At 73.2% G+C, this 15,253-nt stretch carries 13 protein-coding genes; 11 read left to right on the top strand and 2 right to left on the bottom strand.

Annotated features, from left to right (window positions below; translation table 11 throughout):
- Positions 1-49: 49 nt before the first annotated feature.
- The 7 genes from QQK22_RS18980 (at position 50) to QQK22_RS16120 (ending at position 9,108) form a co-directional block, all read left to right on the top strand.
- The gene (locus QQK22_RS18980) at positions 50-664 is read left to right on the top strand and encodes an MFS transporter (RefSeq protein ID WP_348525613.1); all 615 of its coding nucleotides are present in this window, start codon (positions 50-52) and stop codon (positions 662-664) included.
- Positions 553-1,818: an MFS transporter gene (locus QQK22_RS18985; protein ID WP_348525614.1), complete on the top strand. Its 1,266-nt coding sequence runs from the start codon at positions 553-555 to the stop codon at positions 1,816-1,818. Before QQK22_RS18980 ends, QQK22_RS18985 begins: the two co-directional genes overlap by 112 nt.
- A 5-nt stretch (positions 1,819-1,823) precedes the next feature.
- Complete coding sequence (locus QQK22_RS16100; protein ID WP_284252026.1) at positions 1,824-2,270, top strand: MarR family winged helix-turn-helix transcriptional regulator; 447 nt, start codon at positions 1,824-1,826, stop codon at positions 2,268-2,270.
- 285 nt (positions 2,271-2,555) lie between these two features.
- The gene (locus tag QQK22_RS16105) at positions 2,556-5,654 is read left to right on the top strand and encodes a DUF7927 domain-containing protein (protein ID WP_284252028.1); all 3,099 of its coding nucleotides are present in this window, start codon (positions 2,556-2,558) and stop codon (positions 5,652-5,654) included.
- Positions 5,600-6,376 (top strand): SpaA isopeptide-forming pilin-related protein, encoded by a 777-nt coding sequence (locus QQK22_RS16110; RefSeq protein ID WP_284252030.1) that lies wholly within the window; start codon positions 5,600-5,602, stop codon positions 6,374-6,376. Before QQK22_RS16105 ends, QQK22_RS16110 begins: the two co-directional genes overlap by 55 nt.
- The gene (locus tag QQK22_RS16115) at positions 6,367-7,983 is read left to right on the top strand and encodes a SpaH/EbpB family LPXTG-anchored major pilin (protein ID WP_284252032.1); all 1,617 of its coding nucleotides are present in this window, start codon (positions 6,367-6,369) and stop codon (positions 7,981-7,983) included. Before QQK22_RS16110 ends, QQK22_RS16115 begins: the two co-directional genes overlap by 10 nt.
- A gap of 186 nt (positions 7,984-8,169) precedes the next feature.
- On the top strand, positions 8,170-9,108 hold the full coding sequence (locus QQK22_RS16120; RefSeq protein WP_284252034.1) for a class C sortase: 939 nt from the start codon (positions 8,170-8,172) through the stop codon (positions 9,106-9,108).
- Here the strand turns inward: QQK22_RS16120 and QQK22_RS16125 are convergent.
- On the bottom strand, positions 9,057-9,572 hold the full coding sequence (locus tag QQK22_RS16125) for a SprT-like domain-containing protein (protein WP_284252036.1): 516 nt from the start codon (positions 9,570-9,572) through the stop codon (positions 9,057-9,059). The genes QQK22_RS16120 and QQK22_RS16125 overlap by 52 nt on opposite strands.
- A 138-nt stretch (positions 9,573-9,710) precedes the next feature.
- Positions 9,711-10,988 (bottom strand): trypsin-like serine protease, encoded by a 1,278-nt coding sequence (locus tag QQK22_RS16130; protein WP_284252038.1) that lies wholly within the window; start codon positions 10,986-10,988, stop codon positions 9,711-9,713.
- A 350-nt stretch (positions 10,989-11,338) separates the two neighbouring features.
- Between QQK22_RS16130 and QQK22_RS16135 the strand changes: the two genes are divergently transcribed.
- The 4 genes from QQK22_RS16135 to QQK22_RS16150 all read left to right on the top strand — a co-directional run bounded on the left by QQK22_RS16135 (position 11,339) and on the right by QQK22_RS16150 (position 15,250).
- Entirely contained in the window at positions 11,339-13,177 is a 1,839-nt protein-coding gene (locus QQK22_RS16135; RefSeq protein ID WP_284252040.1) for a glycoside hydrolase family 13 protein, read from the top strand.
- A 98-nt stretch (positions 13,178-13,275) separates the two neighbouring features.
- Positions 13,276-13,452, top strand: a complete 177-nt coding sequence (locus QQK22_RS16140) for an Rv0909 family putative TA system antitoxin (RefSeq protein ID WP_284252042.1) — start codon at positions 13,276-13,278, stop codon at positions 13,450-13,452.
- Between the two features lie 134 nt (positions 13,453-13,586).
- A complete protein-coding gene (locus tag QQK22_RS16145; RefSeq protein ID WP_284252043.1) occupies positions 13,587-13,757 on the top strand; it encodes an Rv0909 family putative TA system antitoxin in 171 nt (56 codons plus the stop codon).
- A gap of 152 nt (positions 13,758-13,909) precedes the next feature.
- Entirely contained in the window at positions 13,910-15,250 is a 1,341-nt protein-coding gene (locus tag QQK22_RS16150; protein ID WP_284252045.1) for an FAD-binding oxidoreductase, read from the top strand.
- Positions 15,251-15,253: the final 3 nt, after the last annotated feature.

Here is a 15,253-nt window from a genome sequence, read left to right on the forward strand (position 1 = left end):
ATGGGCGTACGGTTGACCTCGGTCAACTACTTTCCGTGTCTGGAGCTCCATGTCGGTCACCACCCGCCGGGACGAACGCGTCGCCCCCGCCGTCCCGCCCACCGCCGGAGCTCCCGGTGCCAACCCCACCCCGGCGCACCGCTCCGGGGTGCTGCCGGTGATGCTCGCGCTCATGATGGCGATGTTCGTCTCGATGCTCGCGGCGACGGTCGTGAGCACGTCGCTGCCGGTCATCATCGCCGACCTCGGCGGTGACCAGGCCGCGTTCACGTGGGTCGTCACGGCGATCCTGCTGGCCACCACGGTCAGCACGCCCGTGTGGGGCAAGCTGGCCGACCTCTTCGACCGCAAGGTGCTGCTGCAGCTCGCGCTCGTCATCTTTGTCGTGGCCACGGCCGTGGCCGGCCTCTCGCGCAGCACCGAGATGCTCATCGCCATGCGTGTGGTGCAGGGTCTGGGTGCCGGCGGTCTCGCGGCGCTGTCGCAGATCGTCATGGCCGACGTCGTGTCCCCCGCGAGCGCGGACGGTACGCGGGCCTGTTCGGGGGTGCGATGGCCGTGGGGACCGTCGGTGGCCCGCTCCTCGGCGGATTCCTCACCGACGCCGCGGGCTGGCGGTGGAACTTCTACGTGGCGATCCCGTTCGCCGTCGCCGCCCTCGTGATGCTGCAGCGCTCGCTGCACCTCCCGCGCCACGCCTCCACGCGGGCGCGCATCGACTACCCCGGGATCGTCGGGCTGTCGGTCGGGTTCTCGCTGATCCTGCTGTGGGTCTCGCTCGGCGGGAACCAGGTGCCGTGGGCGTCGGTGACGTCGCTGTCGATGATCGGGGGCGCCGTCGTGGTCCTCGCCGTCTCGGTGTGGTGGGAGCTGCGGGCGCCCGAGCCGCTGCTGCCGCTGACGATGTTCCGCAACCGCACGTTCACCCTGGCCGTGATCGCGTCGATCGCCACCGGTGTCGCGATGTTCGGCACCTCGGTCTACCTCGCGCAGTACATGCAGCTGGCGCGCGGCGCGACGCCGCTCGAGTCCGGTGTGATGACGATCCCGATGATGGGCGGTCTGCTGATCGCCTCCACCGTGATCGGCACGGTCGTGAGCCGCACGGGGATCTGGAAGCGCTACGTCGTCACCGGGTCGATCGCCATGGTGGTCGGCCTCGTGCTGCTCTCGACGCTGCACTACGACACCCCGTTCTGGATCGTCGGGGTCTCGATGGCCACGCTCGGCGCGGGCGTCGGCATGGTGATGCAGAACCTCGTGATCGTGACGCAGGACGCGGTGGAGACCCGCCACCTGGGGGTGGCGACCAGCGCGGTCACCTTCTTCCGCAGCCTCGGCGGCACGATCGGGGTGTCGGCGATGGGGGCGATCCTCGGGTCGGTGGTCGCCTCGCAGATCCGGACCGGCGTGGGCGGCCTCGCCCCCGCCGACCAGGTGACGGCGGCCGACGCGCTCGGCGGCGGAGAGATCCCCACGGTCTCCGCGCTGCCCGACGTGCTGCGCACGCTGGTGGAGTCGGCCTACGGGATCGGGACGGGCCGGGTGTTCCTCGCGGCCGTGCCGCTGGCGCTCGTGACGGTGGTCGCCGTGCTGCGGCTGCCGAACCGGCCGCTGGGGACGCAGACCGGCGTCGAGCGCCGCGCCGCGGAGGGTGGACCCGCGGCCGCCGCCGGCGTTGCTGAGGTCGACGACGTCCCGCACGTGATCGACGTCGTCGAGGACTCCGCGGTCGAGACCGGGAGCGCCGTGGCCGGGCTCGCGCCGGTCGGATCCGGGCGCGAGCGCGACACGGCGCACGCGCACCCGGGAGACTAGGGGCCATGACCGACAGCGCCGCCGCCGACGTGACCGCAGTGGACCCGCGGGTGCCGGGCCTGGTGCAGCACGACGCGGCCGCCGTCGCGCTCGTCGAGGAGCAGGTCTCCGTGCTGTTCCAGCGGGCGAAGCTGCTGTGGCGGCGGGCGGCGGAGTCGGTCCACCCGGACCTCCAGCCGGTCGGGTACCGGATGCTGAACTACCTGGTGCGCCGCGGGCCGACGAACGCCGGGGTGCTGGCGGACTTCCTCGACACCGACCGCAGCGTCGTGAGCCGGCAGGCGAAGGTGCTCGGCGGGCTCGAGCTCATCACCGTCGAGCCCGACCCTGCCGACGGCAGGGGTCGGCTGCTGCGCGCGACGGAGCCGGCGTGCGTCCTGGTCGAACGGACGCGCGCGTCGATGACGCAGACCCTCTTCGGGGGCTCGGTGCGCTCGACGCCGACGAGGTGAACAGCCTCGGGGGCATGCTCGTGCGGCTCAACGACGCCGCACGCCTCTGATCGACGTCGTCTCGCCGCGTCGGACGACGAACAACGCTCCCTAACACACCTGCCTCAAAGCGTTAGGTAACGGTTTGATTAGAAGCATAGTTCCGGGGTCGCGGCCCAGTGGTGCGGTGCGTACGTTCATCGCCAGGCGCGGTCGGAGAGGGGTTTCCCGCCTCTGATCGCGCCGCTCCGGAGGTGGTTCTGCACGTCCGGGTGATGACGCCCGATCGCTCAGGAGCCACCCCGCATGACGTCGCCCGCTCGCCGCACGACGCGTGCGTCCCGCCGCACCGCGGTCGGTCGCCGGGCGGGTCGCGGTGCGCTCCGAACGCTCCTCGTGCCGTTCCTCGTGGTCGCGCTGGTCGCGGTCGGCAGCCCGGCGATCGCGCTGCGGTTCGCGGACGCGACGACGGCGGGCACGCAGACGTTCCCCGCCGTCTCCCAGCCCATCGGCACGGTTGTGTCGACGGCAGCTGCTCGGACGGGTACGTGGTCGGCGTCCGGCGGGACGACCGTGGGCGTGCCCGGCCTGCTCGGGACGCTGCCGGGGAGCGAGACGGCCGCCTGGCCGTGGGCCGGTCCCGGCACCACCGCGGACCACTTCCGAGCCGCACCGACCGAGCCCTTCCCCGCCGCTCCGGTCGCTCAGACCTTTCGCGCGTCGTGCGGGCTCCTGGCCCTGAGCACGACGGAGTTCGAGTGCCTCGACACCGGGACGATCACCCTCACCTTCGCCGAACCCGTCACCGACCCGCTCCTGTCGGTCGCGGGCCTCGGGGGGCAGGAGTCGACGCTGGTCGCGCTCGTCCTGCTCACGCTCTCGACGTCCGCACGCCTGACGATCGCCGGTGCCTCGGACCGGGGCGTTCCGACGACCGTCACCTTCGGCGATCTCCACAGCAGCAACGCGCCGAGCGGGGCCCCCAGCCTCCGGGTCGCGGGCGGCCGCCTCGAGGCGAGCGCGGCGCGAGCGTCCGCCGCCTGCGGTGCACTCGTGTCGTCGCTCGCCACCGGTCACGCCGGGTGCGGCCGGGTGCGGCTCGTCGGGACCTTCACGAGCGTGACCTTCTCGGTGTCGGCCTCGGTGAGCGTCTCGGGTCTGCTGAGCGCCGGCCTGACCCCCGGGGACACGTTCCACCTCTCGGTCGCGCTCCAGGACCAGCCGGTGCCGACGGCGTCGGCGGTGCACCGTCAGACCACGCCCGCAACGGCGGTCACGGCCGACCTCGTCGCGGCCGCCACGCCCGCCGTCGTCCCCTCGCTCGGCGCCGTCCCGCTCGTCCCGGCGGCCACGACTCTCGTCGGATCCACCGGCTGGAGCCTCGAGGGCGCCGGCCGCAGGGCCGTGTCGAGCGCGGGCACGGTCACGCTCGCGGCCGACGGGGTCGCGACGTTCCGACCGGCGGCCGGTTTCGTGGGTGACGCGCCGGCGCTCACCTACGCGGTGGCGGACGAGCAGCGCAGCACGGCTGCCGCACCCCTGACGTTCCGGGTGGAGGGGCCGGGCTCACCGCTGGCCTGCGCCACCACGATGTACCAGCTCGGCGCGTCGGGCGAGGTGCGTGCGCTGCCGTTCGCCGCCGTCGGCGAACAGGCCGCGGCGACGTCGGAGCCGCTCCTGCCCGCGATCGCGGGCACCACGCAGGCGAACGCCCTGGGAGTCGCCGCCGACGGGTCGGCGCTGATGTACGTCGCCACGCGCGACGGCGCCACGGTGCTCAGCCGGTACGACACGGGCTCCGGGCTCTACTCCCACACACCCGTGGTCGCACCGGACGTGCTGGTCGCCGGCGCGGTCAGCCCGGTCACGGGCCACTTCTACTACGGCGGCGCCGCCGCGGGGGCGCCGATCTACATGGTCGACGCGGTCAGCGGCGACAGCTTCCAGGTGGGGACCTCGCCCGGGGCGGGCGTCGGGAACGGGGACTACGCCTTCACGTCGGCGGGCGACCTGCACATCGTGAGCGACGACGTCGTCACCGCCGTCCCCGTGGCGGCCCTGCCGACGACCGCGGGGACCGGACCGCTGGCCGGCACCGAGGTCTCGCGCGGGCAGTTCGCCGCGAGCAACGGCATCGCGTTCGCGCCGGACGGGTTCCTGCACGTCAACAACGTCGGCACCGCCGGCGCACCGTCGGTGCTGCAGCGGGTCGACGCCGTCACCGGCGCGGTCGTGGGCCGGGCGACGACGTCGACCTTCGCCGCCGTCGATCTCGGCTCGTGCGCCCCGACGCGGAGCATCCGGGTGGCGAAGGACGTCGTGGCACGCGTCCGGCCGACCGACCAGTTCACCGTGTCGTCGGCCCTGGACGCGTCGGGTGACCGGGCGCTGACCGCGACGACCAGCGGCGCGACGACGGGGGTGCAGCCCGTCGTCGCCGGCCCCCGGATCGGTCAGGTGGGACGGACGTACCACTTCAGCGAGACCGGCGCCGGGTCGCCGAGTGCCGACCTGTCGGACTACGACCCCTCCTGGCGCTGCACGGACGAGGACACCGGCGCGCTCCTGACCGAGGGGTCCGGCAGCATCGGGACCTACACCGTCGTGGACTCGAGTCCCCTGAGCGTCGTGTGCACGGTCGTGAACGCGCCCCGGCCGGTCGCCGAGGTGGTCAAGACGGTCGAGACGGGGAGCGCCACGGCGGGAGGGGGCGCCGTCGTCGCCTACGTCCTCACCCTCACCAACGATGCCGCGACCCCGGCGCTCGTGGACCACGACGACGTTCTCGACGGTGTGCTCGACGACGCCGACTGGCCGGTCGGACCGGGCGGCGATCCGGTGCCGCCGATGGTGGTCGCACCGGGCGGCGCCGACCTCGAGGCCGTCTTCCTGCCCGCGGCGCAGCGCGTCGCGGTCACGGGGACGCTCGCTCCGGGGAGCACCGCCACGATCCGCTACGAGGTGCGCGTGCGGTCGTGGGAGGACGTCGTCGCGGGCGACGGCGACGCGGTGCTGCGCAACGCCGTCGTCCGCGCCGGTGAGCAGCCGCCGGTGCTGTGCGAGCCCCACTCGAGCACGTGCACCGAGACGCCGCTCGCGAGCTACGACCTCGTCAAGCGGGCGAACCCCGTCGCCGGCCCGCCCGTCGATCCGGGGGACCGGCTCACCTACGAAATCACGGTCACGAGCCACGAGCGGAGCACGGGACCGGTCACGGACGTGCAGATCGTGGACACTCTGACCGAGGTGCTGGACCACGCCACCCTCGTCGCCGGGTCGGTGGCGCTGGCGGTCGGGGCGTCGACGCAGCCGTTGACGGTCGAGCCGGCGTACGACCCGGCGACGCAGCAGTGGACCCTCACGACCCCGGCGTTCACGCTCCCCCGGGGGAGGCGGCGACGCTGAGGTTCGACGTCGAGGTCGTCGACGACGCGTGGTTCGGTCGGGTGCGGAACGTCGCGGGGGTCCGCGGCGACCTCGCGCCCACGGCGTGCCCCGTCGTCACCGGCCCGCTGCCGCCGGTCGACGTCGTCGACCCCGCGTGCCAGACCGTGCACCCGGTCACGGGGCTCGTCGAGCTGCAGAAGACGGGGCTCGACGGCGACGGTACGAGCGTCCCGATGGCGGGTTCGACCTTCGCGATCCACACGGTGCTCGACACCGCCGACGGTCCGGCGCTCGGTCCGGTCGACGCCTCGGTCGTCCCGGTCGCGGTGGAGGGCGTGACGGGTCGGTTCCGGGTGCCCGGGATCGCGGTCGGCACGCACTACCTCGTCGAGACCGCCGCGCCCGAGGGCTACTCGCTCCTGGCGCAACCCGTGCTGCTGCGCGTGGGTGCCGACCGCAGCGTCACCCTCGACCCCGGTGCGGGACCCACCGTGACGGTGACGAACCCGGCTGCGGGTGCTGCGACGGGGTTCTCGCTCGTCACCGTGCGCGACGTCCCGCGCTTCACGATCCCCGAGGCGGGCGGGACCGGCGACGCCGCACCGCGCGCCCTCGGCCTCGCCCTCGTGGCGACCTCCCTGGCCCTGCTGGGCCTCCTCACGCTCCGGCACCGCGCCGGACCTCGAACGACGTCGACCACCACCGCCCCTATCCCCGCAGGAGAGATCCCATGTCCATGACCACCCGGGTGCGCCGACGGCGCGCCCTCGCCGCCGGCCTCGTCGGTGGGCTCCTGCTCGCGCTCGGCGCGGGCACGGCTGCCGCCGCTCCGGTGATCGCACCGGGCACGCTCGGTTCCCTGACCGTGCACAAGTACGAGCAGCCGGACGTGCCGACCGGGCTGCCGAACGACGGGTCCGAGCTGACCGACCCGATCCCCGGTGCCGAGCCCCTGAACGGCGCCCAGTTCACCCTCTACCGCGTCACCGGTATCGACCTGACGACGAATGCCGGCTGGGTGGCGGCCGAGGCGCTCGAGCGCACTTTCGACCCGGCCACAGTTCGTTCCGGCGACGGCGCGACCGTGGTGGGCGACTACCCGATCGTGCAGCAGGGGGATCCCGTGACGACCGCGGGTGAGGGCACGGCGGTGTTCGCCAACCTGCCGATCGCCTTGTACCTGGTGGTCGAGACGGGCACGCCTGCCGGGTTCTCACCGGCGGCCTCGTTCATGGTCACCGTGCCCCTGACGCAGACCGATCCGGGAACGCAGGAGCAGGGGTGGGACTACGACGTTCACGTCTACCCCAAGAACCCCGCCTTCACGGCCTCGAAGACCGTGACGGACGCGGTGGACCAGGACCCGGCCACCGAGGGCTACCAGATCAGGTACGAGATCCTCGGGGACATCCCCGCCCAGGGGATGGATCGGTACGTCGTGATCGACACGCTGCACGAGAGCCTCACGTACGCGCCCGATGCGACGCACAGCGACATCATCGTCTCGGTCACGGGTGGCGCGGCCTCGGTTCCTTTGGACTTCGGGGTCCACTACGCCGTCGATCTGCCCACCCCCGGGGCAGGGGTCACCACCCAGGACGTGGCGATCGACGTGAACACCGCCGGCCTCGCCGTGATCCGGGCGGCGGGGGACGCGTCCGCGTCAGCCCGCGTCAGCGTCTCGATCCTCGTGACCGTCGACTCGATCGCGGAGATCACGAACGTCGCCCAGGTCTTCCCGAGCCAGGCGGCCGTGAACGGTGCGCCGACCCTCACCCCGGGAGTCGAGTCCAAGTGGGGCGACGTCACGATCGTCAAGTCCTCCTCCACAGGCACCTCGGCGCTGGGCGGGGCGGAGTTCGAGCTCTTCTACACGACCGGCCCCTCCTGGGACGGCACCACCGTCGTCGCCCCCGGCGGACCCGCCACTGCGACCGCCGCCGTCCAGCTGACCATCGATGGCGAGACCGTCTTCCCCACCGCCGGCAACGGGCGCGTCACGCTCGGCCCGCTGCGGTACAGCGACCTGTCCGACGGCGGCGCTGTCACCCCCGGCGACCCCGGCTATCGCCACTACTGGCTCCGCGAGGTCACACCACTCGCCGGTCACGAGCTGCTCGCGGCGCCCGTGGGCTTCACCGTCATCGACGCCAGCACGAGCACGTCGGTCCCGACCCGCGTGGAGATGCCCATCGTCAACGTCGCCAGCAACGCGGGTTTCACGTTGCCGTTCACGGGCGGTGTCGGCACGGTGTGGTTCAGCGTGGCCGGTGTGCTCCTGCTGGCCGGAGCGACCCTGGTGCTCGCGCGTCAGCGGTCCCGCCGACGCCGGGTGTCGTTCGCCTGAGGGGTCTGCCGCGGGCCGGTGCCGTCGCACCGGCCCGCGGCGGCGGAGAACGGAGTCTCGTTCGTGGGTGTCCGGGGTGGTAGTGGTCTCCGGGGTGGCGACGGGGTCGGTGCGGTCCGGGCACCGCGTCACGCGACGGGGCGAACGTCGGTGCGCGGTGTCGGGCCTGTGGTGCGGCGCCGCCGGATGTCGTGGCAGCAGTGGCTCGTCGTGGCCATCGCCGTCGGAGGCGTAGGGGTGCTGCAGTACCCGTCCGCGGCGTCGTGGTTCACGGCCCGGGTGCAGACGGGGCAGGTCGCGAGCTACGGCGAGGCGGTGGCGGCGCTCCCGGACGCCTCGGCGGCGGAGCTGCTGGCGGAGGCGCACGCGTACAACGCCTGGCTGCCGCGCGGGCCGCTCCGCGATCCCTTCCGACCGGACGGTGTGGTCGAGCAGACCGCCGTCGGGGACTACGTCGCCGACTACTACACGAAGCTCGCGGTCCCCGGGGTCGAGCCGATGGCGCGGCTCCTCGTCCCGGAGATCGACGTCGACCTGCCCGTGCTGCACGGGACGGACCCGGGGGCGCTGACCCGCGGGGTCGGGCACATCTTCGGCTCCTCGCTCCCGGTCGGTGGTGCGAGCACCCACAGCGTGCTGACGGCGCACTCCGGGCAGATCGGCGCCACGCTCTTCGACGACCTGGATCGTCTCGGACCCGGCTCACGGTTCGAGATCCACGTCCTCGGTGAGACGCTCCACTACCGCGTGGACCAGATCCTCGAGGTCCTGCCGCAGGAGTCGGACAGCCTCCAGGTCACCGACGGCACCGACCTCGTCACCCTCATCACGTGCACACCGGTCGGCGTCAACACCCACCGCCTGCTGGTCCGCGGTGAACGGGTGGACGCTCCGACGGTGCCGGGGGAGGGGCAGGCTGAGGTGGCGCTCCCGCCGACGGGGCCCGGGTTCCCGTGGTGGGCGGTGATCGTCACCGCGACGGGCGTGGTGAGCTACGTCGTCACCCGTGCGGCGGTCCCGCCACCGGACGCTCCGACGGGCGCGTCAGCCGCACGAGGCTCGCGCCGACCCGCTCACGCCGATGTCGCCATCCCCGCGCGCAGCGCGGCCTCCTCCCGTCGGTAGGCGGGCGTCATCGGGACGTCGCGCCCCTTGTAGCGCCACGTGACGATCGCGGTCACGTCGAACTCGCGGGCGCAGTCGCCGCACGACATCGGGTGCGCCGGGCGGCGGTGCCGCTGCGCGACGTGGCCGCGCGGGCAGGTGCCGGCCCAGTCGTGGGGCGCGGCGGCCGACGTGTGCAGCGAGACCCGCCCGGTGGCACCGATGCGCTGCGCGGTGGCGCGCCACACGCCGTCGTGCCCGTGCTCCGGACCGACGAGGGCGTGCGCGATCTCGTGCAGCACCGTCTCGGTGACCTCGTGCTCGGACATGACGGCGACGAGCGGTGCGCTGAGCACGAGGGCGCGCCGCTCGTGCCGGCACTGGCCCGACCGGGTCTTGGCGCGGCTGAACTCGACCCGCCAGCCCTCGAGCCGGTGGTGGTGCAGCAGGGTGACGGCGAGCCGCCTGGCCTCGAACAGATTCATGTCCCGATCCCCTTCTCGAACGCGTGTGCGATGTCGTGCTCCGAGAGTAGGCAGGGGGTCTGACATCCACGGCTGGAACCAGGAACGGGTCCGGACCACCGCGGTGGTCCGGACCCGTTCGTCGGGGGTCGAGTCTCGTCAGCTCGAGGTCAGGATGCTGGCCTGCGGGTTGTTGGCGAAGTACTCGTCGACCGGGGCGAAGAATGCGGTCCGGCTGCACTGGCGGCTCTGGGACGACGGGTCGCCCGAGCATCGCGAGCCGCCGTTCGAGATTCCGCTGATGACACCGACGGCGCTCGCTCGCCCGTCCTCGGTGAGCGCGTAGACCGGTCCGCCGGAGTCGCCGCTGCCGGCTGCCGGGATCCCCGCGACCTGCGTCGTGCGCGTCAGGTTCTCGTAGACGAAGCCCGAGCCGTAGTCGATGGTCAGCCCCACGTTCTGCACCCGGTTGTCGCAGACCGTCCCGCTGGGGGCGCCGGAGTAGCAGAGCGTCGAGTTGACGATCGCCGTGGAGTACCCGGACACGGAAAGGGTCTCCGCCGAGGTGTTCGGCCCACGGTAGGAGCGAGCGGCGTAGTCCTGTCCGCCGATCGTGGCGATGTCCGCATTCGGGACGCCCGGTGCCGGGGCGGTCATCGTGCCGACGACGGGGTTGCTCAGGCTGCGACCGGTGTGCCAGGTCTGGCCGGTCGCACCGCAGTGGTCGGCGGTGAACAGCCGCTCCTCGGTGGCGCCGCCCGCGAGCGTGTGGGTGAACGCGAAGCTCGTCGAGCACAGGTTGATGCGACCGGGCTGGTCGCCGAGGCGGGAGATGTCGGCCCCCGCGGAGAACGGGGAGCTGTCGAGATCCCGCGAGGCCAGCTCGACCGGAGCCTCTTCCACGACCTCGACAGGGATGCCTGCGGGCGTCTCGGCGGGTGCCTCGGACTGCGGTGCGGACGACGGCGAGTCGCCTCCCTGCTGCGCGGTGGCGATCTCGACGCCGATCTCGAGCCCGCTCCCGGCGGGGCTCGGGGCCGCCCAGGTCGCCCCGCCCGAGGCGACGAGGTCGGAGGCCGCCCGCTTCAGCTCCGCCTGGCCGTAGATGGCCTCCTCGACCACGACCTCCGCCTCGACGCCACGCTCCACGGCGAGCGCGGTCGCCTCCACGGCGTCCGCGCCGGGGTCGAGCACGACGCGCAGCGCGCTCGCGCCCTCGTCCCACACGAGCGAGACCTCGGGGTAGGCGAGGTCGACGGCGGTCGCGTACTCCAGCAGGTCCGCGGGCACGTTGCTCGTCACCTCGGCGGTCGCCTCCGTCGGATCCGGCGAGGCTGCCGCCGGGGTGTCGGGGTCGGCACCCGCCGGCGTCGCGACGGCGAACAGGACGGCTGCGGCGGCGGGAACCGCCGTCAGGCCCAGTGTGGCTCTGCGCACGATGCTCTCCTTGCTCTCAGTAGAGGTTCAGTGAGTGTTTTGGCAAAACCATGGGTAGCAAGCGTTGTTGGATGCGGTCCAGTGATCCAGTCAGGCCGAGACATGTCCGTGACATCAGCGGCGCGCCGTTCAACAGCCGGTCAAGATCGCGCCGACCGTTGCGATGGCGCGCGTGCGAGCGACCGTGCGCAGGGCCTCATCGATGACGGATCACCCCCGGGAAATCTCGTCATTCGGACAGGCTCGTGGCCGTTGATCGGGACGGGTCCTGCGCCGCGGCCCGCGCAGACCCTGAGGGGGACGGCCGCCACGTCCCACCGCAGAGCCGGGCGCGGTGGGAGGATCGGCCGGTGACCGAACGCACCGACGCCCTCGATCCCACCCCCGGTGACGCCGTCGCGCCCCCGGGGAACGCGGCGTCGCAGACCAGGACCAGCCGCCGCGACCGCCGACGCGAGACGAGGCGCCCGTGGTGGCACACCGCCGTCGTCTACCAGGTCTACCCGCGCAGCTTCGCCGACACGAACGGCGACGGCGTGGGCGACATCCCCGGCATCACGAGCCGACTCGACCACTTGGCCGAGCTCGGCGTCGACGTGGTGTGGCTCTCGCCCGTCTACCGCTCGCCGCACGACGACAACGGCTACGACATCTCCGACTACACCGACGTCGACCCGCTGTTCGGCTCCCTCGACGACCTCGACCACCTCATCGCGGAGGCGGCGGAGCGCGACATCGGCATCGTCATGGACCTGGTGGTCAACCACACGAGCGACGAGCACGAGTGGTTCCGCGACAGCGCCTCGAGCGCCGACAGCGTGAAGCGCGACTGGTACTGGTGGCGCCCCGCGCGCCCCGGCACCACCCCGGGTGAGCCGGGCGCCGAGCCGACGAACTGGGGCTCGTTCTTCTCGGGCAGCGCCTGGCAGTACGACGAGGCCTCGGGGGAGTACTACCTGCACCTGTTCAGCAGGAAGCAGCCCGACCTCAACTGGGAGAACCCGGAGGTCCGCGCCGAGGTCTACGCGATGATGCGCTCGTGGCTGGCGCGCGGCGTCGCCGGCTTCCGCATGGACGTCATCAACCTGATCTCCAAGCGCGTCGGTCCGGGTGGGGCGCTCGCGGACGGACCGGAACGGCCCGACGGGTGGGGCGACGGCTCGGCGCAGTACGTCGACGGCCCGCGCATGCACGCGTTCCTCGCCGAGATGCACGAGCAGGTCTTCGACGCCTTCCCCGGCACGTACCTGACCGTCGCCGAGACCCCCGGCGTCACGCTCGAGCAGGCCAGGGAGTACACGGACCCGGAGCGTCGTGAGGTCGACATGGTGTTCCAGTTCGAGCACGTGGGGCTCGACCACGGCCCCGGCGGCAAGTTCGACCCGCGACCGCTGCACCTGCCCGACCTCAAGGCGAACCTCGCGCGCTGGCAGGAGGGTCTCGCCGAGACGGGCTGGAACTCCCTGTACCTCGGCAACCACGACCAGCCGCGCGCGGTGAGCCGGTGGGGCGACGATGGCGAGCACCGCGTCGTCTCCGCCAAGACCCTCGCGCTGGTGCTGCACCTGCACCGCGGCACGCCGTACGTCTACCAGGGCGAGGAGCTCGGGATGCCGAACGCGGGGTTCACCGCGCTCGAGCAGTACCGCGACCTGGAGAGCCTCAACTACGCGGCCGACGCGGAGCGCCGCGGCCTCGACGCGGATGACGTCCTGCGCGGACTCGCCGCGCAGAGCCGCGACAACGCGCGCACCCCGGTGCCCTGGGACGACTCGCCGCACGGCGGCTTCACCACGGGCGAGCCGTGGATCGCCATGACGCCGGGCTGGGAGCGGACCAACGCCCGCGCCCAGCGCGCGGACCAGGGCTCGGTCTTCCACCACTACCGCCGCCTGATCGAGCTGCGCCACACCGATCCGGTCGTGGTCGACGGCGCGTTCGCGCTCCTCGCCCCCGAGCACGAGTCGCTGTGGGCGTTCACGCGGACGACCGAGGACTCCCAGCTCGTCGTGCTCGCGAACCTCTCGGGCGGGGAGCTCGCCGTCGACCTCGCAGCGATCGGTGTTGAGGGCGGAGCGGATCTCCACGACGTCGCCGTCGCCTCGCACGCGGAGGCCGCCCGGCCCGACGGCGAGGGCCGGATCGTCCTGCGACCGTGGGAGAGCGTGGTGTTCCGCCGGGCGGTGTGACGCCGTCGGTCTCGCCGTCCAGCCGACACCCAGCCCGCGGGCCTATGCTCACGGCGTCGCGCCCACACGTGCGGTGCGACCCGACACGGGAGGTCAGCATGGCTCTGGACGACATCATCGCCAAGGCGAAGAACGCGCTCGGCGACGGCAAGGCCGACGGCGCGATCGACAAGGCCGCCGAGATGATCAAGGACCGCACGTCCGACGACGTCGACGCCAAGGTCGACCGCGCGGCCGAGGCCGCGAAGAACTTCCTGGACAAGAAGCAGCCGTAGCCCTGGCCGGCCGCACGACCCAGGCCAGGTGCGCCGCCGGCGTCCTACGGTGGTCGAGGTCGCGCAGCCCTCGGGGCCCGGCCCGTGACAGGGGGTCACGGCCGGTCGTGGCGCGGCGGAGATGGAGCACCGTCATGGGACTCGGAGACATCACCGGCAAGGCCAAGGACGCGCTCGGCGGCGGCAAGGCCGACGAGCACATCGACAAGGGTGTGGATGCCGTCCAGGAGAAGACCCCGGACCAGGTCGACCAGCACGTGGAGACCGGCGGGGACAAGCTGAAGGACCACCTGAACAAGGGCTGATCCCACCCGCCGCGACGGCGGAGCGCACCTCGCGCTCCGCCGTCGTCGTGCGTCCGGGGTCGGGCCGGGGCTCGAACCGGGACTTGACCGTGCCGCGACGTCACGGTCTTGACTGGGCGGACCCGTGCGACCTCGCCCCTGGAAGGACCCCCGTGACCCGAGACAGCCTGACGACCGACCTCCGTGACCGCCTGGAGGCGGGGACGGTCCACGAGCCGGGTGAGGACGCCCACGTCGCGGCGCTGGACGTGTGGAACGGCGCGGTCGTCGCGACACCGCGGGCGGTGGTGCGGCCCACCTCGGCCAACCAGGTCGCCGAGGCCGTCGCCGTCGCCGTCGAGCACGACGCCTCGGTGTCCGTGCGCGGTGGTGGTCACGACTGGCTGGGCCGGGCGGTCGACGGCGAGGTCGTGCTCGACCTCTCCGGGATGCGCGGCGTCGAGGTGCGGGGTGACCTCGCCACGGTCGGGGGCGGCGCGACGGCGGCCGACCTCGCGGCCGAGGCCGCGCGGCACGGGATGCTCGCCGTCACCGGGACGGCGGGTCGGGTCGGCCTCGCGGGCCTGACCCTGGGCGGGGGCTACGGACCGCTGCTCGGAGCAGCGGGTCTGGCGGCTGACCGGCTCGTGGCGGCCGAGGTCGTGCTGGCCGACGGTGTGGTGGTGCGGACGCAGGACGACCCCGAGCTGCTGTGGGCGCTGCGCGGCGGTGGGGGCAACCTCGGCGTCGTGACGGAGATGACGCTGCGGCTGCACCCCGGGGACGGTCTGGTCGGGGGCGTGCTGATGCTGCCCTGGGAGGGTGCCCGCGGCGTGCTGTCGCGGTTCGCGGATCTGCTGGCCGACTGCCCCGAGGAGCTCACGGTGCTGCTCGAGCTGACCGTCGTGCCCGAGACGGGGCCGGGCCTCCTCGTCGTTCCCGTCTGGTCGGGCGACCCCGCGCGCGCCGAGGAGGCGCTCGAGCGCGTGCGCGCCCTCGGCGAGGCCGTGGCGGACACCGTCGCGCCGATCGATCAGCCGGCCCTCCTCGAGCAGTTCGACCAGCAGGTGCCTGCGGGGATGGGGTGGCACATCGCCACCCGGACGATCGCGGAGGTGGACGACGCCGTCGCGACACTCCTGGCCGGCGCCCTCGAGCGCGGCCCCGGGCCCGGGATCGGTGTGGGCCTGCGCCCGTTCCACGGCGCCGCGACGCGGGTGCCGCCGTCGGACTCGGCGGTGGGCCGGCGCGACCCGCACGTGGTCCTGGAGATCTCGGCGGGCTGGCCCGCGGACGGCGACGGCGCACCGCAGCGGGCGTGGGTCGAGGAGGTCTGGGCGGCGCTCGAGCCCCACGCCCTGGAGGGCGGCTACCCCAACTTCCTGAGTCGCGACCGCGTCGACCAGGTCGCGAGCGCCTACGGCGCGAACCTCGAGCGGCTGCTCGAGGTGAAGCGGCGCTACGACCCGGCGGGGGTCTTCACGGGCACGCCGCTCCCGCCGCACGAGGTCTGACGC

The sequence above is a fragment of the Litorihabitans aurantiacus genome, from assembly GCF_030161595.1.
In the GTDB taxonomy this organism is placed as follows: Bacteria; Actinomycetota; Actinomycetes; order Actinomycetales; family Beutenbergiaceae; genus Litorihabitans; species Litorihabitans aurantiacus.